15 protein-coding genes and 1 tRNA gene are annotated in these 22,117 nt (G+C 42.2%); 2 read left to right on the top strand and 14 right to left on the bottom strand.

From position 1 onward, the window contains the following. The 9 genes from B0O44_RS19580 to B0O44_RS19540 form a co-directional block, all read right to left on the bottom strand. Window positions 1-2,516, bottom strand: a 2,516-nt coding sequence (locus tag B0O44_RS19580; protein WP_245943734.1) for a TonB-dependent receptor, incomplete at its 3' end; no start/stop codon positions are given. A 32-nt stretch (window positions 2,517-2,548) separates the two neighbouring features. Further along, window positions 2,549-3,562 (bottom strand): fasciclin domain-containing protein, encoded by a 1,014-nt coding sequence (locus B0O44_RS19575; RefSeq protein WP_245943733.1) that lies wholly within the window; start codon window positions 3,560-3,562, stop codon window positions 2,549-2,551. Then, a complete protein-coding gene (locus tag B0O44_RS19570) occupies window positions 3,559-4,854 on the bottom strand; it encodes a fasciclin domain-containing protein (RefSeq protein WP_146229876.1) in 1,296 nt (431 codons plus the stop codon). Before B0O44_RS19570 ends, B0O44_RS19575 begins: the two co-directional genes overlap by 4 nt. A 22-nt stretch (window positions 4,855-4,876) precedes the next feature. Further along, a complete protein-coding gene (locus B0O44_RS19565) occupies window positions 4,877-5,959 on the bottom strand; it encodes a fasciclin domain-containing protein (protein WP_170123375.1) in 1,083 nt (360 codons plus the stop codon). A 32-nt stretch (window positions 5,960-5,991) separates the two neighbouring features. Then, window positions 5,992-7,200, bottom strand: a complete 1,209-nt coding sequence (locus B0O44_RS19560; protein ID WP_110833785.1) for a hypothetical protein — start codon at window positions 7,198-7,200, stop codon at window positions 5,992-5,994. Further along, window positions 7,200-8,909, bottom strand: coding sequence for a DUF4397 domain-containing protein (locus B0O44_RS19555; RefSeq protein WP_110833784.1), 1,710 nt, complete (start codon window positions 8,907-8,909; stop codon window positions 7,200-7,202). Before B0O44_RS19555 ends, B0O44_RS19560 begins: the two co-directional genes overlap by 1 nt. Before the next feature lie 2 nt (window positions 8,910-8,911). Continuing rightward, the gene (locus tag B0O44_RS19550) at window positions 8,912-12,388 is read right to left on the bottom strand and encodes a TonB-dependent receptor (protein ID WP_245943731.1); all 3,477 of its coding nucleotides are present in this window, start codon (window positions 12,386-12,388) and stop codon (window positions 8,912-8,914) included. A gap of 121 nt (window positions 12,389-12,509) precedes the next feature. Further along, entirely contained in the window at window positions 12,510-13,481 is a 972-nt protein-coding gene (locus B0O44_RS19545) for a FecR family protein (protein WP_146229875.1), read from the bottom strand. A 70-nt stretch (window positions 13,482-13,551) separates the two neighbouring features. Next, window positions 13,552-14,160 carry an RNA polymerase sigma factor gene (locus B0O44_RS19540; protein ID WP_110833782.1) on the bottom strand — a complete coding sequence of 203 codons (609 nt, stop codon included), beginning with the start codon at window positions 14,158-14,160 and terminating at the stop codon, window positions 13,552-13,554. A gap of 140 nt (window positions 14,161-14,300) precedes the next feature. On the opposite strand from B0O44_RS19540, the gene B0O44_RS19535 reads away from it, so the two are divergent. Continuing rightward, window positions 14,301-14,996, top strand: a complete 696-nt coding sequence (locus B0O44_RS19535) for a LytR/AlgR family response regulator transcription factor (RefSeq protein ID WP_110833781.1) — start codon at window positions 14,301-14,303, stop codon at window positions 14,994-14,996. A gap of 235 nt (window positions 14,997-15,231) precedes the next feature. Beyond that, window positions 15,232-17,040 carry a sensor histidine kinase gene (locus tag B0O44_RS19530; RefSeq protein ID WP_146229874.1) on the top strand — a complete coding sequence of 603 codons (1,809 nt, stop codon included), beginning with the start codon at window positions 15,232-15,234 and terminating at the stop codon, window positions 17,038-17,040. A 17-nt stretch (window positions 17,041-17,057) separates the two neighbouring features. Here B0O44_RS19530 and B0O44_RS19525 read toward each other — a convergent pair whose 3' ends face one another. From B0O44_RS19525 to B0O44_RS19505, 5 genes are all read right to left on the bottom strand, one after another. Beyond that, entirely contained in the window at window positions 17,058-17,630 is a 573-nt protein-coding gene (locus B0O44_RS19525; RefSeq protein ID WP_110833779.1) for a peptidase M16 family protein, read from the bottom strand. 260 nt (window positions 17,631-17,890) lie between these two features. Beyond that, a tRNA-Leu gene (locus tag B0O44_RS19520) sits at window positions 17,891-17,974 on the bottom strand. Window positions 17,975-18,028: 54 nt separating this feature from the next. Then, window positions 18,029-18,790, bottom strand: coding sequence for an MBL fold metallo-hydrolase (locus B0O44_RS19515; protein WP_110833778.1), 762 nt, complete (start codon window positions 18,788-18,790; stop codon window positions 18,029-18,031). Window positions 18,791-18,834: 44 nt separating this feature from the next. Beyond that, complete coding sequence (locus B0O44_RS19510; protein WP_110833801.1) at window positions 18,835-19,485, bottom strand: LolA family protein; 651 nt, start codon at window positions 19,483-19,485, stop codon at window positions 18,835-18,837. Window positions 19,486-19,516: 31 nt separating this feature from the next. Then, a complete protein-coding gene (locus tag B0O44_RS19505; protein ID WP_110833777.1) occupies window positions 19,517-22,093 on the bottom strand; it encodes an FtsK/SpoIIIE family DNA translocase in 2,577 nt (858 codons plus the stop codon). Between the last annotated feature and the right edge of the window lie 24 nt (window positions 22,094-22,117).

The raw sequence follows: 22,117 nt of genomic DNA, 5'->3' as shown, positions 1-22,117 counted from the left end.
GCTCCATAGGTATAGGAAACCGAAGCCTGCAACACATCGGCTATGCTTTTGCTGATGCTTCCGGTCAGACTGTAGCGGTAACCTTTGCTCGTATTGCTCAACAGATAGGTATTGGAAAAACGAGGGTCTACCGTTCCGCTGTACACCGGTTGCTGATGCTTGGTGTCATAAGCATAATAGGTTGGGTTGTCCTGCACGTTCAGCTGCTGGAAAAGTACATCTTTGATGTTTTTGGTGTAGATCCCTTCCAGGGTGAATTTCCACTGACTGGCAGTGGTATAGTCAACCCCTAAACTGGTCCGAAGCACCTGCGGCATCACAAAGCCATTGTCAATCAGGTCCGCCTGCGTTTTCCCGCTGTTGCGGTTGCCTGTCACTGCGCCATTGGCCGCAATGAAGTCCCCGATCCCATTGGCCCCGCCCTTAAGGGGGTTACTCCCCGGTACAAAAGGTTTCTGGTCCGCTTTCTGGTCAAAGCCTCCAAAGCTGTCTCCGGTGTTGTAAAACGCATAGGCTATCCAGGCCATCGGGATCCGCCCGGTGAACAGACCGGCTCCACCCCTGACAATCAGCCGCTGGTCCCCAAACCAGTCGTAACGGAAGCCAATCCGGGGCGACAGCTGTACTTTGTTCAAATACTTGTTCCCGATCCGGCTTAAAGGGGTATAGCTATACGTTGTCCCGAAATAAGGATCAGACAGGGCATTTTGTACTTTATCGCTCAAGTCCGGTTTGGTCGGCAAGTCGGTCATATCGGCCCTTAAGCCTGGGATCACTTTCAGCTGGTCGGATACCCGGATTTCGTCCTGGATATAGGCACTGTACATGTTCACATGGAACACGGCCCCGGGATTGGACAGAATGTACTCCCGGTTGTTGTTGCTGTAACTATAAGCGCCACGTACCCGGTAAGGGTTGTTGTTTAAATAGTCTTCTATGCTCAGGTAGTCTACCCGGCCGTTCCAGGCATTCACAAATCCGTAATTGATCTTATACAGCTCATTGTGGGTACCAAGGGTCAGGGTATGCTTGCCCAGGTTCCAGCTCAGGTTCCCCGTCAGCTCCAGGGTCCGTTGTTTCATCCTGAAAATACTCGCCTCACGGTCCGTGCCCAGGTAAATCGTCGTACCGGGCGTACGGCCGGCAATCTGCACCTGTGGCAAGCTCGGGTCGCCCAAAGGGTCCCTGGAATCGTTCACACGCGTATAACCCACCAGCAAATTGCCCGATAGCCCATGTTCAAACCGGCTTTTCAGCTCGGCAACCGTAGAGCTCTGGTTGTTCTTTTGTAAAAAGCCCATGCTGCTGAAACGGAAGTCCTGCTGGTCTCGGTCCATGTGGGTTGCCTCAGAGATGATCGTATTGTTTCGAACCGCCAGCTGGTGGTGCTCATTGATGTTCCAGTCCAAGCGGTTAAAAAACTTATGGGATTTGGAATAGGTATTGAAATCCCCTGCAGTGCCGGCGGCCATCAGATTAGAAGCGCTGATCGCATTTGCATCCGACAAGCTCAGGATTTGGGCCGTCTCGCTCTGCCCTGCTTTCAGCTGCGCGGGGTCTTGTCTTTTGGTGATTTCCTCATTGCTGAAAAAGAACAGTTTGTCTTTGATCAAAGGGAACCCCACCCGGAAACCAGCCTGGTAATCGTAAAAGTCACTGTTCATTTTCCCCAGTGTGCCTACACGGTCTTTGCCTGTTAAGGTGGCATTGCGCCCAAAGCCGTATACCGAACCGCTCAGGCTATTGGTCCCGCTCCGGGTCACCGCATTTACCGAACCCCCGGTAAAGTTTCCGATCTTCACATCGTAGGGCGCCAGGTAAACCTGCATGTCCTCAATCGCATCCAGGGATATCGGATTGGTCCGCGTCGAGCTGCCCGCCATGCCCGAAGTTCCGGACTGGCCGCCCAATGAAGGGCTGAAACCGATCGCATCGTTGTTGATCGCCCCGTCTATGGTCACGTTGTTGTAGCGGAAGTTGGTCCCCCCAAAGCTGTTGTCTTTAGTGGCCTGGGGAACCAGACGCGTGATGTCGGTGATGCTCCGCGACACGGTCGCCATGTTTTTTACCTGATCGGCACTGATGTTTTTACCCGATCCAAAGGTACTGGCACGGGCGCCTGGTTTGGTCGCCTTAATGCTCACCTCGGACAGCTGCTGCGCCTGGTCTTTTAAGGCAAAATTTAAGACTATAGAGGCCCCCAAACGGATGGTGATCCCTTCTTTCTTTTCGCTGCTCATGCTGATCATCGCGGCCTCTACACTATAGGGGCCACCGATGCGAAGGTTGGGCAGGTAATAACGCCCCTTCCCGTCTGCTGAAGTCGCATAACGCGTGCCCGAGGGCTGGTGAACTGCAATCACCGAAGCCCCGGGTAAGGGCTGGCCCGCAGCATCTAATACGGTCCCGTTTAACGTCCCGCTGGTTTCTTGGGCCATACCTGCTACTGGAAGCAGGAGAAAAAGTAGCAAGCCCATTAGCATTCCCCATAAACTTAAGTATATCGTTTTTCTCATCTTTTTTATCGTCTGTACCATTTTCAATTTTGTTAAGGGGTACTTATTAAAACCCCGTCTATCACATGAAGCACCCCATTTCCAGTCAGGACATCCCTTTTCAACACATTTACATCAGAGCCATTGACTAGTCCCCTCAATGTAATGCCACTAAAGCCCCCGATCTGGCTGTTGTCTTCGATTAGATTTATATTAATGGTATTGCCCCCATCCATTGTGGCTTGTTTAATTGCCGTAGACGATTTTGTGCTCAGGATGTAATCGTAAACAAAACGCCGGTCGCGGACAATGTGATAGTTGACCAGGTGCTTCAAAACTTCCACATTGGTTCCACGGATTTGTTCAAGCGTTGCAAAGCCATAGGCCTTCATTGCATCATTACTTGGTGAAAAAACAGTGAACACATCTGTGCCATTAAGACTTGACAATACTCCTGAAGATTTTAATGCCTGATAAAAGAGGGTAACCGAAGCTTCAGAGGCTACAGCATCACCCAGTTTATCGTGTGTATAGGGTGTCAGTACACGGTCAATAACTTGTATCAATCCATTGGAAGCAGGCACATTTACAGCCACTATTCTTGACCCGTTAATGGTCAGCACGGTATCTGAATTTTTTATCCAGCGTGTCGCATAAAGTTTACCATTCTGGGAACGGAGTTCCTGATTAAATTGAAAAGGCAGCTTGTTGAATTCATATCTGCCATCCAGAACATGATAACTTGCAATACCAGCTATCACTGAGGGTTCAGCAGTGATAATGGAAGTCGGGTTTGTATATCCAGCCAAAGCAAAAGCAGCATCAGATGGTGCCAGGGCGGTAAAAGGCCCCTTCTCTTTTAATTTTTTATCCAACTTATTGCGTCCAAGCACTGTTTTAAAGATGGATAAATTAAAATTATCTGCAATGACCTGAGTAATCGAGTTATTATCGTCGGCAGCAGTATTCAAATTATCCTTTTTACAGGCAGCCATCATCAACAACAGCATGAAGCATAAGACCAATCCTCTGTAATTCTGTATATATTGTTTAATTGTTCTGTTCATTTCTGATTGAGTTTAAAACCTTTTGGGGTAAGAAAATGATCTACAACATGAATTGGCCCCATAAGGGTAGGAATATCTGCCACCACTATTGTTGCCGCAGTTCCATCGGGTACCTCTTTCACCTTTAGTTGCACCCTGCCCGAAGCATCACGGGAAAAATCGAACGGCATGTAAGAGGATATATAACCCTCACCAGCCAAAGGTGACTTGAAACTCACCAAGTAATTAGACATGACCGCATTGGTCATCTCGTTGGAATTGAATCCAAAGTTGACCCCGGCCCCAAAATCCAGGTGATAAAAGAGCAGGCTATCTGTGGCAAAATTGCCCACTGCGATATTCCTGCCAAATTGGTCTTTGGTTATACGGGGCAAACCTCTTTTTAGATTGAAGCTGTTAAGGTCGTCCAAACTATTGAATCCTGCATTTTTAAAGACCTCATCATTGGGCAGCAACGCCGTGGTACGAATCAGGTTGACCAAGGATTTTTCTCCTGGATATAAAGGAGGAGCTATTGCCCAATTATAGCGTTTAATGAAACCTACCCTTGCACCGGTAAAAACCATTCCGGCCCTCAGTATTTTGGCGTATTGATCGTCGGTATATTGAAGAATGTTCAATAACAGGGTAAAATGTCCATCTGCTTTTAGCACTTCCAGTATCGTTTTATCGGGCCTGCTTATCATTTGATCCAGCAGCCATACGTAACCATCTTTTGCGGCTACAAACTTTCCAGTCCCAACCAGCTTACCATTCACATAAGTTTTACCATCTTTTACCTGCAGGCGCTGCTGATAATAATAGGGTACAACATCATTGAGGTTTACAGCAGTGGACTGCGTTAGGCTAACCCGTATCCCGGGTTTTGTGAGCAAGCTGGCACCAATATAATTATCGGCCTTACTTTCCAGGTCTTGTGCAGTAATACGCCCCTTTAAGGTATAAAACATCATCAGGCTGTCCAGGTCTTTCACCTGCATATCCAGTATTTTTTGGGAAGTAAAACCTGCGCTTTCCATCGCGGCATCACTGGGTATCAAAATTGTAAATGTACTTTTAGCATCGCCTATTGTTTTTAAACGGCTCTCCATGCTACTTCGCTGCCAGGCCTGATAAAATAGTTTTGCAGGCGACTTTTCCAAGACTTCTTTTAGGGAGAGTTTCACGGTATCTACATAGGGGACCTTCTCTCCTTCAGGCGGCAGTGCAAATTCCTGTTTACGGCAGCTGGCGACCAGGATCATGAGCATCACCAACAAGTAGCCATATATAAATAGTTTTAGTTTATTCATTTTTTTAAAAATTAAATGGACATCATTTCTTCAAGGCTTGCCCAGGTGTGACCAATAGTTCAGGTAAATCCTGTACAGTTCCATTATCGCAAAGGTTATCCATACGATAGCCCATTGTTGCAAGTTCAATTATGGATTGACCATATCCTACACTGGGGAATTCTTTACGATCAGCAAGGCTGATGGTATGCGTGGCTCCATAGGCATACCACTTAAAGTAACTATTGCCATTTCTCGTAAAATTTTCGTAGGTATTCTGATTATTGATGAAGGAAAATGCATTCAAATCGGATAAAAAGTAGCGTTTCTCATACTGGATATAAGCCCCAAAAAGACGTGGACCAATATATTTGCCAGGATCCAGTGCGTCAATATCGGCCTTACTGATACCCATATTTGTAAAAGCTTGATTATTGGGGGCAAAAATGGTAAATGGCCCTTTTCCGGCAAGTTCGTCCCACAATCCGAATTTCTTAAGTCCGGAAACAAAGATGCTATAAGCTGGCCGATCGCTTAGCCATTGCTGCACACCCTTTCCAGGATATCGTTTCATCACTTTATCTAATGAATGCAGAATCCCATTAACCAACTGAACATCCTTTCGTGTGGCACGACTGCCATTAAAGTAAAGCACACTCGTCCACTCATATTCATCTGGATTGGCGGGGTTTTTAGTACCAAAAGAAACGTACACAGGAACACCTGCCAGGCTTTGATACTCCACGTTTACCGTATTAACCGGCACATCCGACTGCCTTAAACTACGGGATATGATGTGCAGAGCCATGGCTTGCTTCAAACTGTCCCGATTTAGTTTTTTGATGTCTGCCGCCGATTGTATCCCAAGTTCTATAAAGGCCTTATTGTTTGGCGCCAGTACTGTAAAAGGTCCCTTTTCATTTAATTGGGGCAAAATTCCGGTATAATCCAGCGCAGCATAGAACAAGGTATAATCGTAATTGTTCTTTAAAAAATCACCGGCCAGGCGAATGTTCTCATTTGATTTCTTTACGGTATAATCGTCATGCTTACAAGCCGAAAACCCCGCCATCAGTATCAAAAAAAGGCAATTGTAAAGCAAATAAACATATTTATTGATCTTCATTGTGTTTGTTTTTAAATTCAATATCATCTGGCTCACTTATAAATTGGCGTAGGGTACTTTCGCTGCACCGTAGTGAGGTAAACATTGCTGTTTATAATCTCCAGGGTGCTTACAGTGGCAAAAGTTTGTGGATTATTCAAACCAGAATGTAAGCTGACCAGCAGATTTGGCCTGGGAATCCCGTTCAATCCTATAAAACTTGCTAAAGGTGCGGGCGGAAGCGATTTCCCATTCAGTAAAAAATACACGCAAGCATAATTGCCGGGGCTTTTGATATTGGGGCGGTTCGCAATGTCTAATCCCAGTCCTAAAAACTCCAAATTCTGCCAGATATCAGTCCGGATACCGTCTGATTTGGGGTCTGCCCATAAAGGAAAACTATAATAGGGGTTTACCTTATTGGTTTCATTGTTTCGTACCACAGTACCTAAATATTTGCTATTGTAATTTTTAACAACCGGGGACAGTACATTTCCAGTCTGCCGCTCAAATAGCGAAAGAAAAACGTTCATACTGTCTTTAACACCGGTGATAAACAAACCCAGTCGATCAGTTCCCGGTATTTCCTGGGGTTTCTGGCTGATGTCAGCCTGAAAGAAGCCATTGGCACTATAATTATAAAAATTTATATAAGCCAAAGAATCTGAAAGCGGAAGTTTATGAAAGCTCTCTTCCCGGAGTAAAAGACCATTTCTTTTTGTTTTAAAATCTTTTTGCAGCACATGAAGGGTATAAACTTCTTTTGCACTTAGATTGATGGTCGTATCAATCAGCACGTTTTTCTTCAGTTTTGTTTCCAGTTCAAAGAAGGGTGTGGAGGTATGTGGTCTGTACAAAAACATAATCCGAAGTTTTCCAGAAGGCACCTGGGCCCAACTGCTTAGGTCAAAACCATTGAGGATAGGTCCAACCAGTACATTTTCCTTGCCCGGATATTCAGGATTTTGGACGGAAGTACTGTTGCCCACATGTGATGGATACGGAGGGGCATACGCTTCCCGTTTATCCAAAAAATCCCCTACCACCTTTCCTCCTGTGGGAATTCCGTCCGCATCCAGTACAGGGTCAATGATCATGCACAACGATGGATACAGACTATTCATATTTTCCATGGTCTGGGAATAATTCAGATCATTGAAAACCCTAAGGTAAGCTGGCTGATCAATGGTCGTATAATCGACTTTTCTACAGGCCGCCAAAGCAAGCACTGCAACGCATAAAATATATAGGCTCCTTTTCATTATCTGTTGTGTTTAACAATAATTAATTTTGCTTTATTTGCTTCGGTTACCCCATTGCCTGTACGACCAATGAGTGCAACTGTATAAATACCCGGCTCTTGTATGGGAACATCTCTTCCGGCAGACATGTATAATAGTTCATCGGCAACAAAAGCCGTGTTTTTAAGTACAACTATGTCTTCTGCCCAGCTACCGGGAACAACTGCCGGACTGGAGCGATAGGCCATGATCTGAAAAGTTTTGTTGTAACCGGGCCGGGCAGAAATAATGTAGGGCATTTCAGTTATTGGAAGCCCGGGCTGCAGATTAACGGTGGCTTTTTGATTGAAATCGAGCTGTCCGTTATCAAACGTAAAGGTGATATAAGGATTATCAGGCGACAGGTTCAGAAAACGTTTATTAAACATAAAATCATTTGCCAAACCATTTTGGGCACCCCCGTCAGGGCTTGGTGTTCCTGCATCAAAGCCACTTAGGTCATTGGCAACCAGCGTCAATTTTGCTCCCCCCTGCTGATCAGGGTATAACCATGCGGAATAGTTCTGACCAGGCCGCAGCACCTGTCCGGTAAGCGTTGCCAGTACTTTTCCTGAAGCATCTACGGCCTCTATTGACGCCATGCCCTGGATTAGTCTGCCATAATCAGATGACTGGCCATAAGAAATCCCGGAGGCCAGCGCTTTTCCGTTTATTCTAAAGCCAAGATTACTGCTGCCTGGCAGGGCGTTTACGCCTTGAAGGCGATAATACGTGTTATTCACGCCAGGGTTAACATCTGTGATCACCCTAAAGCCATTCTGCAGCGCACCTTTCTTCTCGTATATTCCATCATAATAACTAAAATTATAAGGTGCAATAACGATGGTATATACGCCTCCAGGTTGATAACTGGCAACAGGAGCAAATGTAAGCATGGCCGACTCGAATGAGTTGGTGGTACGAGTGGAAATCGTAGAATTAGATGGGTATATAATTTTATTGTTTGTGTTTACTGGAGCAGAACCAGGAAGCTGCCTGCCGTCGGGCGTAAGTACCCGAAACTGGTAACTTCCATAGGGCAGCTCTATGTAATCAGATAGACGTTGAGCGGCAGTAACATTGGTGGTTTGGGGGGCAACCAGTGAACCATCAGCATAGGCCAGACTTACAGGTCCTTCCAGACTTTCCAATTGATCACCATCAATTTGCACCTTTGAACGTGCACTCAGATTCAGTATCCTGATTTTAAAATGGTCTGGTTTAGATGGCTGTCCCACCCCCCTTTCAACAGCCACATACGCTGGTTGTCCTTCAATACGGGGTTGCCCCGCAAGGGAATCGGTTAACAGATAATAATCTGTCGGCCTTCCATATTTTTCCGTTACAGGCAGTTTGAGTCTCGTTATTCCATCGTTAAAGTCCATTTGAGCAATACCATTTGCCCGGAATAAATCCTGAGGTACCTGCCAGATGGTTCCCAGGATCCCGTCCTTTGGAAAGTATAATGTCGGTATATATCTTTGTGCTTCATCTCCCAATCGCAGGATGTATTTGGTCAGGGTGTCTCCATTGGCCACCACCTGATTGTACATACTTAGATTTACAATTCGGGTGGTTGAAAGCGCCTTGTTTTCCGTTATGAAGCGATTATCTTTTTTTTCGTCAAGCCGTTCTTTTTTGCAGCCCAACAGACAAATAACCGATATCAGAATGAGTCGTAGTTTATTCATGATTAAAATAATTTATAGGTAAAGCCAAACATAATTTCACTGCCCCGGAAATAGCTTCGGTTAATGTATTCCTTCCCATACCATTTACCCCCCGTTTCGGGATTGGCGTATACTGTTTTAACTGCCGGATCAAGAATATTCTTAGCATAACCCTTAAAAAGCAGACGCCTGCTCAAACGCTGGCTGAATACAAAATCCAGCATAGGTACAGGCAGTGTATATAAATCAGGTTCACCAGTCAGGTTAATCTGCACCAAACGCTCACCAACCATATTGAAAGTGGCTGTAAGATCGGTGCCTGACTTTTTATTGTTGTAATTGAGCCAGAGGTTGACAGAATAAGGCGCTTGTTCAAACAAGGGGCTATTTTTAGGCGTAAAACGGTCGAGCGAACGATTGGCCTCATAACGCTCCTTTGTTTTCTTGATGTCACTTTGGGCCAGCAAAAGATTAGAGCCCAGAAAAAAATTACGCATCCGGTCATTTAGCTTGCCCAGATCTTTAACCACCTCTAGTTCTATACCCCATACTGTACCCGTGTTTGGGTCATTTTGAAACTGTATGGTTGGGAACTCAGGATAAGTGGCCGCCAAACCATCTGTTTTTAAACTAAATACTTTAACCAACTGGTCTTTAATACGCTTCCCGAATGCTGACACTGCAAAAACTTCTCCGTTACCAGGAAACCATTCCCATCTGAAATCTAGGTTTTCGGTGCGCTGATTTTTCAAATTCGGATTACCCACCACCAGTCCCATTTGAAATACATCAAACTCAAATACATTGGTAATTTCGCGTAGTTCAGGTCTGGCCAGGGTGGTATTGAATGCCGCTCTGAAATTCATTTTTTGGTTCAGAATGTAGGTTGCATTTACAGAATAATAGGGTTTATATCCCGTTTTATAAGTTGAATAAGGTTCAATGTTCACTATAGGTATGCTTTTACCGCCTCCGGGACTCTTGGCAGTCAATGCAGGATCCAGAAAAACCCCTGAAGTATCGACGGCAGAACCAATATTTGTTTTTTCAAACCTTACTCCACCCGCAACCCGGAGCCTTTCTGTCAGTTTCAGGTCTACCATACCATATAAGGCATTGGTTTCATAATAGCCTTTATAATTGTTAGGTGATTTCTGACTGTTGTACAGAAAACCACCAACAGGCATCTGCCCTTCCCCCTGGTTATTACCAGGGGCATTTACGCCAATGATCTGACGGCTTACCAGACGATTCAGATCTCCTTCCACATCATAAAGTGGGGTGCTCTTAAATCCGGAAAAATTTGACCCGGGTAAAAACAATTGATTTTCCATAAACTTCCTGTCCCTGAAAAGATAATTGACTCCGGTTTTGAATTCCTGTTTCTCACCGAACAATTTAAAAGGGATGGCCAGATCGGCTTTGTAATTATAATTCGTTTCATCAAGGTTACGCCATCTGCGCCCATTAGGCTCCGCCTGAATAATACCATATACACCGAAGCCATTGACGTAGCCGGAAGTCAATGCGTACAGGTGTTTACTATAGACCAGTTCAGGGCCCGTGGTTCCATCACCGGATGTTTTAAGTCGCTGATAATAGCCTCCACCTTTGGGTGTGTAATCGGCAAGACTAATGAAACGATAGTCAGGGTTGTTCTGTCCGGAACGGGAGGTTGCAATGTTATAGCTCAATCTGGGTGAGTATTCTCCTTTTTTGAGTTTATGCTCTCCCTGGAAATTAAAAGTGTTTAAACTTCTGTAGGTTTGTTTCAGAGAATATATCGTACTGGCGACTTCACCAGGCAACCCTGTATACTCATAGCTTCCGTTAAGATAGGTCGCAGCTGTTTCCCCACCCCAGCTGCCCAGGTATTGCATACTGATTTCATGAAGTGGGGAAAAACGATAGGTAAGGCCAGCCAGAACCCCATAATTGAGCGTTTCTATTCCCGTGTTTTCTTTATAGCTCTGGTATTTACCCATCACCAGGCTATTTGGGGTAATGTAATTGGGGATATTTCGCGGGCTGTACACATCGGGATTACCGGTAACCACGCCCTGATAGATACTGTACTGAGTTAAATTTCCATCAATGGTCGCATTGGTCCTACGGTAATAATTTCCGCCCAGTATAAGGCCCAGTTTATGTTTTTTAAATACATTAAAACTATTGCCGTAAGTTGCAGAATACAGTTGATTAAGAGGAGCTGTTTTATACTGAGTGGTCATTATGGGATCAAAACCCTGCATAATTTTATTTACCCGATCTACCTCTTTCCAACCATTGATGCTGTAATTGCTGTTACGGATCATCTTCTGTACAGAGCCCAGACCATCGGGATATTGTTGCGCCAAAGCTTTAAAATCAGCTGAAAGGTTTTTCTGACTAATCTTTGTACCAAATGCCCCCATATCACTGTTCCAAAAACTATTGTAACTGCCCCCCATACCAATTGCCGAATTAAAACCGGTTTGCGTAATGACCTCAAAGACCATACTATCAGGCACAGACTTGGTTTTTAGTTCTACAATACCTGCTGCAGCATCTGCAGGCTTGTCTGGTGTAACAGTTTTGTAAATGGTAATATTGTCCAATAGGGAAGCAGGAACCAGATCTAAAGGAATCGCACTCCGGTCAGGATCCGATGACGCCAGACGGACGCCATTCAGCTGCCCGATGACACTTCGATCACCCAATCCACGGATAGCTATGTATTTATCATCTGTAATGGTTACTCCTGAAACCCGTTGCAAAGCCTGGGTCGTGGTAATACTTCCTGTTCTTTCCATCTGGGCTGCAGAAATTGCATCCTGAATAATAGAAGCTTTTCTTCTTTCATCCAGAACAGCAACCTCTGTATTGGCCTTTCTTCTTGCCTGTACGGTAACCTCATTCAAAACAGTACTGGAGGCTTGCAACACAATGGTTAAATCCGTACTGCTTTTGTCTATCCGAATCTCCTTAGACTGATAGCCCATGTAACTAAACACAAGAACGGCAGCAGGTACTGAAACAGATAACCTGAAATTTCCGTTTACATCTGTTGTTGTCCCAGTCGATGCCCCTTTCATTCTGATAGAAACTCCAGGCAAAGTTTCTTTTGTTGAACCGTCGATGACCTTTCCTGTGATCAGGATCGGCTGCTCCTTTTTCTTTAAAGTGATAAACCCATTGGCTTCATGATAAGTAATATTCGTATTTGAAAACAGATATTTCAAAACGGATTCTACACTTTGTTTATTGAAGGACCTGGCCGCTGCCTTTATACTCGTCAGTTTTAACAACTGGGCATCATAAGCAAATTTAATGTTCTGCTGTTCCAGCTGCTGGATTGCGGTCCAGGCATTTTGACCGGTAAACTGAACATTTACCTGCTGGTGAAGATATTGAGCAAAAACCGGTCTTGCGGTAAGTGTTCCACTCAACAGGGATATGGTGAAAATGGTTAATGTAGCTATTCTCATAACTTGCTGCAATGGCAGTAAGAAAAATTTCATAAATTTGAGTGATTGGTAACTGTTAAATACGATTACTAAGAAAAAACAGGATAAGCTTCCTAGGGCGCCTGTTTTTAATTTTTTTGCCGGTTTTCGGTTTATTCCGGAAGCCGGCTTATTTTTAATAGAGCTCTATCTCATTTCCATACCTCCTTCTATACTTAGTTTGGTGAATCGAACAAATGGCTTTAATAGTATTTTCAAGAGGTGTCTTCTGATCAAGCAACATGCTGAAACGGAGTTTTTCTATTTTGGAACTACTGGTTTTAAGATTTACCCCGTAGCGATTTTTTAACACCAGGGCAAGCTCTGTAAATGAGGCCTGGCTCAGATAAGTTTTACCTTTAATCCAGCTATTGCTTTGACCCGGATTCATTTCATGAATAGAATCCTGTGCCGTTAGTTTGTTATAAACAATTTGCTGGCCTGGCGTAAGCAGTCCCAAAAGCCTGTTTTTTCGGCTTACCTGTACTTTACCTGTCAATACAGTTATTTTCACTTCATTAATCCCCGGATAAGAACGGATATTGAATGAGGTCCCCAGCACCCGGGTCCTAAGTGCCCCTGTTCTGACCACAAATGGCCGGTTGGGATTGTGCTTTACTTTAAAAAATGCTTCACCCTGATCCAGAACAACTTCTCTTTGCTTAGCATTAAAATTCCGATTGTAATGAAGATTGCTGGCCACATTAAGCCATATCTCCGAGCTGTCAGGAAGTGTCAGCTTTTTCATCGTTGACGCGCCTGTAGAGATATAGGTAAAATCATTGTTTTGAGTAGGAGTCGAAGAATTGTTTTTATACCAAAACAGCAATCCAATCCCGGAGATTAGGAAAATAGCAACAGCAATTTTTAAGTAAGCAGGACGATAAAAATTAAATTTATGCCTGACAGGAATGTCAATTTTCCTTTGGATACCTGAATGCATTGCATTTCGCAAAGCACGCCTTTTACCAGGATCTTTCAATCCAGCGGGCAATCCGCCATCATTATCAAATGAATTGTACCATTTTTCTACAAGCTGATTTTCCTGCTCAGTGGAGGTACGGGAAATATAGCTGTCAAGTAGTTTTTTAAATATCTGTTTCTTCATCAGCTGTATAAGAAGTGCATCTTTATACCAGTGAGTCAACTAAACAGCTAAAAACTACTTCTATTAATTGTTATTTGTTTGTTAACAGATCGTTAACAACCTGGACCAGAATAATAATTGTCCCCAGCTCCCTGTTATTAAGTTTAGAACCCAGATTCTTATGCAAGCGTTTACTGGCAGCACTTAAGTTATTGGAAACGGTTTGTTCTGCCAGGTCCAGACGGAGGGCAATATCTTTAACAGATAGATTATCAAGCCGAAGAAGCAAAGAATTTTTCATATTTTTCGGCATTTTCTCCAATTCATCATCAAGTGCTTGTTCAAGATGCTTATAATCTGCAAGATCATCTATTCCACCAGAAAGTTCAGCCATTCTGTGCAATACTTTTTCTAATACCCTTCGCTTAACTTTTTCGGATTGAAAATGATTGATCAGTCTGTACTTTAAGGCCCCTGATAAGTACTGCAGGAAACTGGTCTGAATCAGGATCTCTCCCCTTCGTTCCCACAGATTAATGAAAAGTTCCTGGACAATATCCTGAGCCGTTTGCTCATCACCCGTACGATTCCATGCCCTGATATACATTTGCTCCCAATACATAAGATAGAGACGGTCAAATGCCCTGCGGTCATTTTGTTGTACGGCATGAAATAGTAACTGATCCGCTGAAGTACCCATAACTTTATCACAAAAGTAAAGGCTTCCTCATTAAGTTAATGTTAATTGTACCTCAACATACCCCTTTGTAATTCTGATTACTGAATAAGTTGAACGGCTTCTTACTTTTTCATATTTCCTTTATTATCGTATTTTCGTTTATGAACTGCTTGATCGTAGATGACCAGAAAATTTTCAGGGAACTTATTAAAAGGTGGTTTGACTTTGATCCTACACTTGTTTTAGTGGGAGAATGCGCTGATGCTTTGGAAGCCTATCATAAAATTTTAGAGGGGCAGGTTGACCTGATATTTTTAGATATTCACATGCCAGGATTGAGCGGTCTTGAACTTGCAAGAATACTGGGGGACAAAAGACCATTGATTATCTTCACAACTTCTAAATCAGAACATGCTATTGATGCTTTTGATTTAAATGTGGTGGATTTTTTGGTCAAACCCATTGCATCTGACCGGTTCTTTAAGGCAGTTGAAAAAGCTAGAGCAATCATCACAAATAAAAACATGACCATAAACAGCAATGTTGATGAATTTGCTTTTGTACGGGACTCCAATACGATTAAGCGGATCAGGATAAAAGATATTTTGTTTCTTGAAGCTGTCCGCGATTATGTTAAGATCTTTCTTGCTGACCAGTCCTGTTCTGTGCATTCCCCTTTAAAGGAAGTAGAACAAAAGTTACCTGAAGACTTTTTTTTCAGGGTCCATCGTTCATTTATTGTCAACATACACAAAATTGACACCATTGAAGGAAAAACCCTGATCATCAACAATCATTTTGTTCCGGTTTCCAGTGCATATAAAGCCGATCTTCAAAAGAGAATGAGGTTCCTTTAAAAAAACACCATCTTCTCTGTTATTAAAGACTTTGGTTTATCTTTTCACCTGCTATTCAGTTGGAACATACTTTTAAAACACTTTAACAGCATTCTTTTCTGCCGACATCCTCTTACAATTTGACCACGAGCATATTACAACAGACCTATCAGCAGGGAGCAAACTATGGTTTATTAAAATAACAATTAAATTGATTATATTTAAAATAGAGGTTTTTATTGTTAAAAATATAAAAATGCACATCCCTATTAAAACACTTGCTATACTCCTATGGCTGCTGACAATCCATTTGCCTGTTTTTTCTCTTGATACCAGTGACAGCCTATTGAATGTTTTAAAAAAAGAGCTGGTTAATAAAAAAATATATGACAGGCAGAAAGAAGTTCGGATCCGTAAACTCAAAGATTCAATAATTTCTTACTCCGGAAATAACTTTAACACTTTGTATGATCTAAACGTATCGCTCTGGAGGGAATACAGCGATTATCAGCGGGACTCTGCCCTGACTTATTCGAATAAACTCCTTAACATTGCCATTAAAATAAACGACAGATCAAAAATCAATTTTGCGCGGCTTAAATTCGGACAAATTCTAATCACATCCGGTATGTTTAAAGAAGCCATGGATTGTATGAAGATGGTGGACCTGCATCTGCAAAGTCCACAAATAAAGCGGAATTATTATAGCTACATGGCATGGCTGTACTGGGCCATGGCAGAATACAACGGAGATCAGATTTATGCACCAGATTACCGAAAAAAAAACAAAGCATATACAGATTCTCTCTTATTGTTTCCCAAGCCTGATGCATTTGAATTGGAAATCAATGGCCGCTTTCCAGATACCACAAAAACCAACCGGCTTAAAAATCACCCATATTACATCGGTTACTTACTGAACAAGAGCAAAACAGAACTGCGCAGGACGGCAAGACTAGCTTATTTATTAAGTGATCTTTATAGTGGCCAGAAAAAAATAGACTTACTGGTTATAGCTGCCACTAATGATATCCGCTCTTCCGTTAAACAAACCTCCGCAGTATTTTTACTCGGGGAAGAATTTAACAAAATAGGTGATACGGAGAATGCCTATATTTTTTTACAGGAAGCGCTGGAAGAGGCAGATTTTTTTGGATCCAGATCACATAAAGTAGATATTTCTTCACTACTACCCTATGTTGCAGCGAGAAAAATACTACAAAAAGAGCATTACATTGCTGCGGCGCTACTGGCATCCATCATCTTGGTTTCAATTGTAATTGGGGTATGGTACAGTAGGACACGCCTGAAATCATTGAACACAAAAATCGGCCGACAAAATATAGCCATGCAAAAAGCGCTTTCTGCACTTGAACAAAGTCAGAAGGAAAATACCCAGATGATGAAAATTGTGGCTCATGACCTTCGTGGCGCTATGGCTGCAGCTGTAAGTGTGACCCATTTACTCCTTGGCAATGAAAACCTGGAAGCCTCGGACCGGAAAATGCTTGAGTTGCTGGAGACATCGAGTACCGGTTCAATGGAAATGATTGCCGATCTGCTCAATATGAATATCGCAAAAGAAGGAATCCTTAAAGAAGCCGTTGAAATGGATGCTTTAATTCATTATTGCGTAGATCTGCTCGGTTATAAAGCTGCTGAAAAGAAGCAAAAAATAGAGGCAGAAACCTTCCCTATAACACTGAACGTCAACAGGGAAAAAATCTGGAGATTGTTGAGCAACCTGATCATCAACGCCATTAAATTCAGTCCGGAAAATACGGTTATTAATATAAAAATGGAGAAGAAATCCGTAGAAAATGAAGTGTTGATCAGTATCCTGGACAATGGTATCGGAATCCCGAAAGAAATGCAGGAAAGGATCTTTAGCCTCTCGAAGGATACCGGCAGATCGGGTACGAATGGCGAACAATCTTTTGGCCTTGGATTGTTCATCTGTAAACAGATTGTCGAAGCCCATGATGGCAGGATCTGGGTGGAAAGAAATCCTGATGGTGGAACCATTTTCTACATTACCCTGCCAATGATTGGAGATTTATCCTAAAATTGAAACAAACCCATTTACAATTCACTGGAAACCAAATATGCTTTATTCCTGTCCTGCTTCCGCATATTCTCTTCCGTCATACTTTTTACCAGGCTTTTGGCTCCCGATAAAGCAATATTACCGGCGATGGTCAGATAAATTTGTGCAGGGGCCTTAATTTCATTATAATAAGCATTTACCTCATCAAGGCTTATTTTAGCCAAACTAACTTTGTTAATTTCAGCTGGTAAATAAACATCACGGGTGTTTAAATGTCCAAGGATTATAGCCTTTGCCTGGTCCAAAGCCTTTTGTGTAAAAGCCGGCATATTGAGACCAGCAAACAATGACCGGAGACCATTTTCAAAACTAGCACCAGAACTGACTAGGTTAATGCCCCTTTCATTATAGCTTAATCTGGCATCAAGGGCATTTAACTGCTGATTGAATAAGGCGTTGAAAACTTCCCTGACAGCGGCGACTTTCGCGGCATTGTAAAAATTTGTTGCTTCAAAGCTCATCTGGACATAAACCTTTGGTGTCCCCAGGTTTTCAGCAACAATTACATTCATGCCATTCTTAAGTTTGAAGCTGACGGGATCTTTCATTAACTCTGATTGAGGGTAGCCAGATGATACACTAAACAAAAGCACTATTATCGTCAGTATTGTTTTTAGATTTCTCATAATAAATAATTTTAATAGGTATTTTATGATTTCCTGAGTCAAAGTTACAGCCTGGTTTGCCTGCTTTAAGATGCAGTATAGACAGAAAGATAGTTTTAAGCGACCAAAGAAAGGACAAGGTCTTTAAAGACCTGTAAAGCAGAACATAAAAAAACCGAAATTGATAATTCAATTCCGGTCAGTACCCAGGAGCAGATTCGAACTGCCATGCCCTTACGAGCGCCACCCCCTCAAGATGGTACGTCTACCAATTTCGCCACCTGGGTATTTAGTGCAAAGATAGATTTAATCATTAAAATCCATACAGATATTTTAAAAATTTATAAGGTAAGTGTTAAACCATCATAGGCCAGCCGGATGTGAGCCGGCAATGCCTTTTCTACTTCCTGGTGTAAACCCAGGTTATGACTGATGTGCGTTAAATAAGTCATCTCAGCATTTACCCTTTCGGCAAATTCCACAGCTTCCTCTAAAGTAAAATGCGAAATATGCTCAGACACTTGCAAGGCATTGACGACTAATATTTTACTTCCTTTTATTTTTTCAACAGCAGCATCAGAGATTGTTTTTGCATCGGTGATATAGGTAAAATCATGAATCCTGAAACCAAAAATCGGAAGTTTATAATGCATCACCTCAATCGGAATAAAGGTGGTTTCTCCAATTTGAAAGGGCATACCGGAAATTTCATGCAGATTAATTTGTGGAAGGCCAGGATAGGTTACATCTGAAAATATATAAGAAAATTCTCTTCTAAGAGCATGTTCCACCCTGTGATCCGCATAGATATCGATGTTTTTTTTCAATAGGTAATTAAATGGACGGATGTCATCAAGCCCTGCAATATGGTCCTTGTGTTCATGAGTAAAAACAATAGCATCAAGATCTTTTACCCCTGCCCTCAGCATTTGATAGCGAAAATCCGGCCCACTATCTATTACAACTGTTTTATCAGCCGTTTCTACAAGCATAGATGTTCTCAGGCGCTTATTTCTTGGATCACTGGAAGTACAGATTTCGCAACTGCAGCCTATGACCGGAATTCCCTGAGAGGTTCCGGTCCCTAAAAATGTAAGTTTCAAAATTTCAAAAGATTAAGGTGATGTTCTCCAGTTAATAAAGGGTATTATCTAAGATCCACAACTTCTACGCCAGGGAATTTTTTTGCATCAAAAGAAAACGTACTTTCCGGGACTTTCGCATCGGGGCTAAAGGTATTGATCTTATAACTGTACTTGTTCCCGTTTTTATCAAAAATCAAAGCACTGGAAATTTGCTTGGCCAGCTTATCAATTCCCAGTCTTACTTTAAAATAAGGCTTTTTTGTATCCAGGGGAGATAAATCGATCATTTGATAAACTTTGTTGCCAATTTTTGTTTCACCCGTATAAATATATTTAAATCCTTTCTCGTATATGGTAAATATCTTTGCCGGGTTCAGCGCATCATTACTCTTATCCAGATTCGAGATCTGTACTTCCTTATCTTCTTTTGAATAGCTCCACTGACTTTTTCCATCACTAACCAATTCTTTATCCGGCATGATCATCCGGTACTTATTTTCACCGGCCTTTACATACAAAACTCCTTTCTGGCTTTCTTTTACTTTGGCCTCCGGATTGTCAAGTGTGAATATAAACTCTGCTTTGACAATGCCATACGACTTATATTTTTTACTTACTTCAGCTAAAATAACTGCAGCTTTTGCATCATTCTGTGCAAAGGCACCAAAACGGACACTAGTCAATACAAAAAACAAGAGGATAATTTTATTCATTGTCTTTACTCCTATCAGAACTTCATTTATTTTATTCATTATTGAGATTATCCAGAAACTGTTCCAAAGCATATTCATCAGGAATTAAAACTTCCCGGGCTTTGCTGCCTTCAAAAGGTCCAACTACTCCTGCAGCTTCCAGCTGATCAATGATTCTGCCCGCCCTGTTATAACCCAGTTTAAGCTTACGCTGTATTAAAGAGGTAGAACCCTGCTGGTGCATAACTATTAACCTTGCCGCATCTTCAAACATAGAATCCCTGTCCGAAGCATCAAAATCCATTTTGGCATTTTCCGCAGCTTCATCAATATATTCGGGAAGCTGGTAAGCTTCCGGATAACCCCTTTGATTTCCTATAAACTCAGAGATACGGTCTACCTCAGGTGTATCCACAAAAGCGCATTGTAACCTGATCAGGTCATTTCCTGTAGATAGAAGCATATCCCCTCTTCCGATCAGTTGGTCTGCACCACCTGAATCCAGAATTGTCCTTGAGTCTATTTTAGAAAGCACGCGGAACGCTAGCCTTGCAGGGAAATTTGCTTTAATTGTACCAGTAATGATATTTACAGAAGGCCGCTGGGTAGCCAATACCAAATGAATACCAACCGCCCTTGCCAATTGTGCCAGCCTGGCTATAGGTGTTTCCACTTCTTTACCAGCAGTCATCATCAGATCGGCAAATTCATCAACGATTAATACAATATAAGGTAAAAAGCGGTGCAAATTATTTGGGTTGAGCCTCCGTTTTATAAACTTTTCATTATATTCTTTAAGATTTCTTACCTGTGCATCTTTAAGCAGATCATAACGCTGATCCATTTCAATACACAGGGAATTAAGCGTATTGATCACCTTTTTTGTATCAGTAATAATGGCATCAGCTTCACCGGGAAGTTTCGCCAGAAAGTGCCTTTCAATTTTATTAAAAAGTGTTAATTCAACCTTTTTAGGATCTACAAGTACAAATTTCAATTGTGAAGGGTGTTTTTTATACAAAAGAGAAACCAGTATCGAATTGATACCAACGGATTTTCCCTGCCCCGTTGCCCCTGCCACCAGTAAATGCGGCATTTTTGAAAGGTCACCAATATAAACCTCATTGGAGATTGTCTTGCCCATTGCAATTGGCAAATCCATAGCTGTTTGCTGGAATTTCTCTGTAGCCAATATGCTTCTCATAGAAACCATTTCCGGATGCATGTTCGGAACTTCTATACCAATGGTCCCCTTCCCTGGCATAGGTGCAATAATCCTGATGCCCAAAGCTGCAAGGCTCAGGGCAATATCGTCTTCCAGATTTTTGATTTTGGAAATACGGACACCAGGCGCGGGTATAATTTCATACAAAGTAACTGTAGGCCCTATTGTTGCTTTAATTTTATCAATTTCTATATTATAGTGATTCAGGGTCTCTACAATTTTGTTTTTATTTGCTTCCAGTTCCTCCGCATTTACGGAAATTTTATTCGAACCATAATTTTCCAGTAAATCAAGATGCGGATATTTATAACTTGCCAGGTCAAGTGTGGGGTCGTAATTACCAAACTGCTCCACCAGCTCCTCAGATTTCTTTTCCTCCTCCGTTTTTTCAATCGTCAGTTCGGGCTCCTGCTTTTCTTCTTCTTTTTCTTCAATAGTAAAAGAAGGACTCGGCTGAAGTGCACCGGTCAGGGGAACAGTTGGAGAAAGTACAATTGGTGTATTGCTCAAAATAGAAACCGGCTCCGAAACTGGAGGAGGGGTGGGTTCTTCTTTCTTTCTATCTTCAAAACGGTTAGGGCTTATCACCACATTTTGCTCCCGCTTTCGCTCAGAATCATACCTGTCATTTACAGGAAATTCTACGGGTTCTGAACGAACCTCATTTTCCAATTCCACATGTTCAGGGACATCCGGTAAAATTTCTTTTTTCCGTTCTGGTAGTTTAAAATCAATATTATAAGCCACGATCAGAATCGTCAGTGCTAAAAAGGTAATCAAGCCCCCTACACCTGCTACACCTATCTGCGCAACCAATAACCGGTTTGTCCAGTAACCAAATTCTCCTTCAATATAATGAGGGGCATCTTTCATAAAGGAATGGGCAAAGCCTAAGGTCAATGAAATGAACAACAAAAAAAACAGACTATAACCCAGTGTTTTTTCCAAAGGAAAAATTCTGACTTTAAACAGTAAGCGGTATCCCACTACAAAAAACACAAAAGCAAACAGAAAAGAGGCAAGTCCAAACCATTCATATATAAATTGATGGGCCAGTAAGGCACCAAACTTACCCAACCAGTTCTGAACAACCGGAGTAATGTTTAAAGCTTTTAACTCATCAAAGGTCTTAAAAAGATTGTGCCAGCCACCATTCGCATCAATGACATAACTATAATCATCTTGCCAGGTAAATAGGTATGAGGTAAATGCGATTAGAAAATAGAGGGATAGAACAACAAAAAAAAGTCCTAAAATTTTAATAAACCTTCCGTCTTGTAAATCAAATCGAGGCATCCGCTCAAATCTTTCCCTTGGTTGTTTCCCAGCAGGTTTTGTTGTTTGCTTTTCCCCGGATTCGTTTTTGAATGAATTAGATTTAAATTGATTTCCCCTTAGCGCCATTTTACTTTGTTCGTCTTAATAATC

The sequence above is a fragment of the Pedobacter nutrimenti genome, from assembly GCF_003208655.1.
GTDB lineage: Bacteria > Bacteroidota > Bacteroidia > Sphingobacteriales > Sphingobacteriaceae > Pedobacter > Pedobacter nutrimenti.
Note: the sequence above shows the minus strand (reverse complement) of the source record. Positions and strands in the feature narration are given on the sequence as shown.

Bases quoted from the DNA above. Each gene is read 5' to 3' on its own strand.
- B0O44_RS19575 (WP_245943733.1), bottom strand. From the start codon at position 3,562: ATGAACAGAACAATTAAACAATATATACAGAATTACAGAGGATTGGTC.
- B0O44_RS19570 (WP_146229876.1), bottom strand. From the start codon at position 4,854: ATGAATAAACTAAAACTATTTATATATGGCTACTTGTTGGTGATGCTC.
- B0O44_RS19565 (WP_170123375.1), bottom strand. From the start codon at position 5,959: ATGAAGATCAATAAATATGTTTATTTGCTTTACAATTGCCTTTTTTTG.
- B0O44_RS19560 (WP_110833785.1), bottom strand. From the start codon at position 7,200: ATGAAAAGGAGCCTATATATTTTATGCGTTGCAGTGCTTGCTTTGGCG.
- B0O44_RS19555 (WP_110833784.1), bottom strand. From the start codon at position 8,909: ATGAATAAACTACGACTCATTCTGATATCGGTTATTTGTCTGTTGGGC.
- B0O44_RS19550 (WP_245943731.1), bottom strand. From the start codon at position 12,388: ATGAAATTTTTCTTACTGCCATTGCAGCAAGTTATGAGAATAGCTACA.
- B0O44_RS19545 (WP_146229875.1), bottom strand. From the start codon at position 13,481: ATGAAGAAACAGATATTTAAAAAACTACTTGACAGCTATATTTCCCGT.
- B0O44_RS19540 (WP_110833782.1), bottom strand. From the start codon at position 14,160: ATGGGTACTTCAGCGGATCAGTTACTATTTCATGCCGTACAACAAAAT.
- B0O44_RS19535 (WP_110833781.1), top strand. From the start codon at position 14,301: ATGAACTGCTTGATCGTAGATGACCAGAAAATTTTCAGGGAACTTATT.
- B0O44_RS19530 (WP_146229874.1), top strand. From the start codon at position 15,232: ATGCACATCCCTATTAAAACACTTGCTATACTCCTATGGCTGCTGACA.
- B0O44_RS19525 (WP_110833779.1), bottom strand. From the start codon at position 17,630: ATGAAAGATCCCGTCAGCTTCAAACTTAAGAATGGCATGAATGTAATT.
- B0O44_RS19510 (WP_110833801.1), bottom strand. From the start codon at position 19,485: ATGAATAAAATTATCCTCTTGTTTTTTGTATTGACTAGTGTCCGTTTT.
- B0O44_RS19505 (WP_110833777.1), bottom strand. From the start codon at position 22,093: ATGGCGCTAAGGGGAAATCAATTTAAATCTAATTCATTCAAAAACGAA.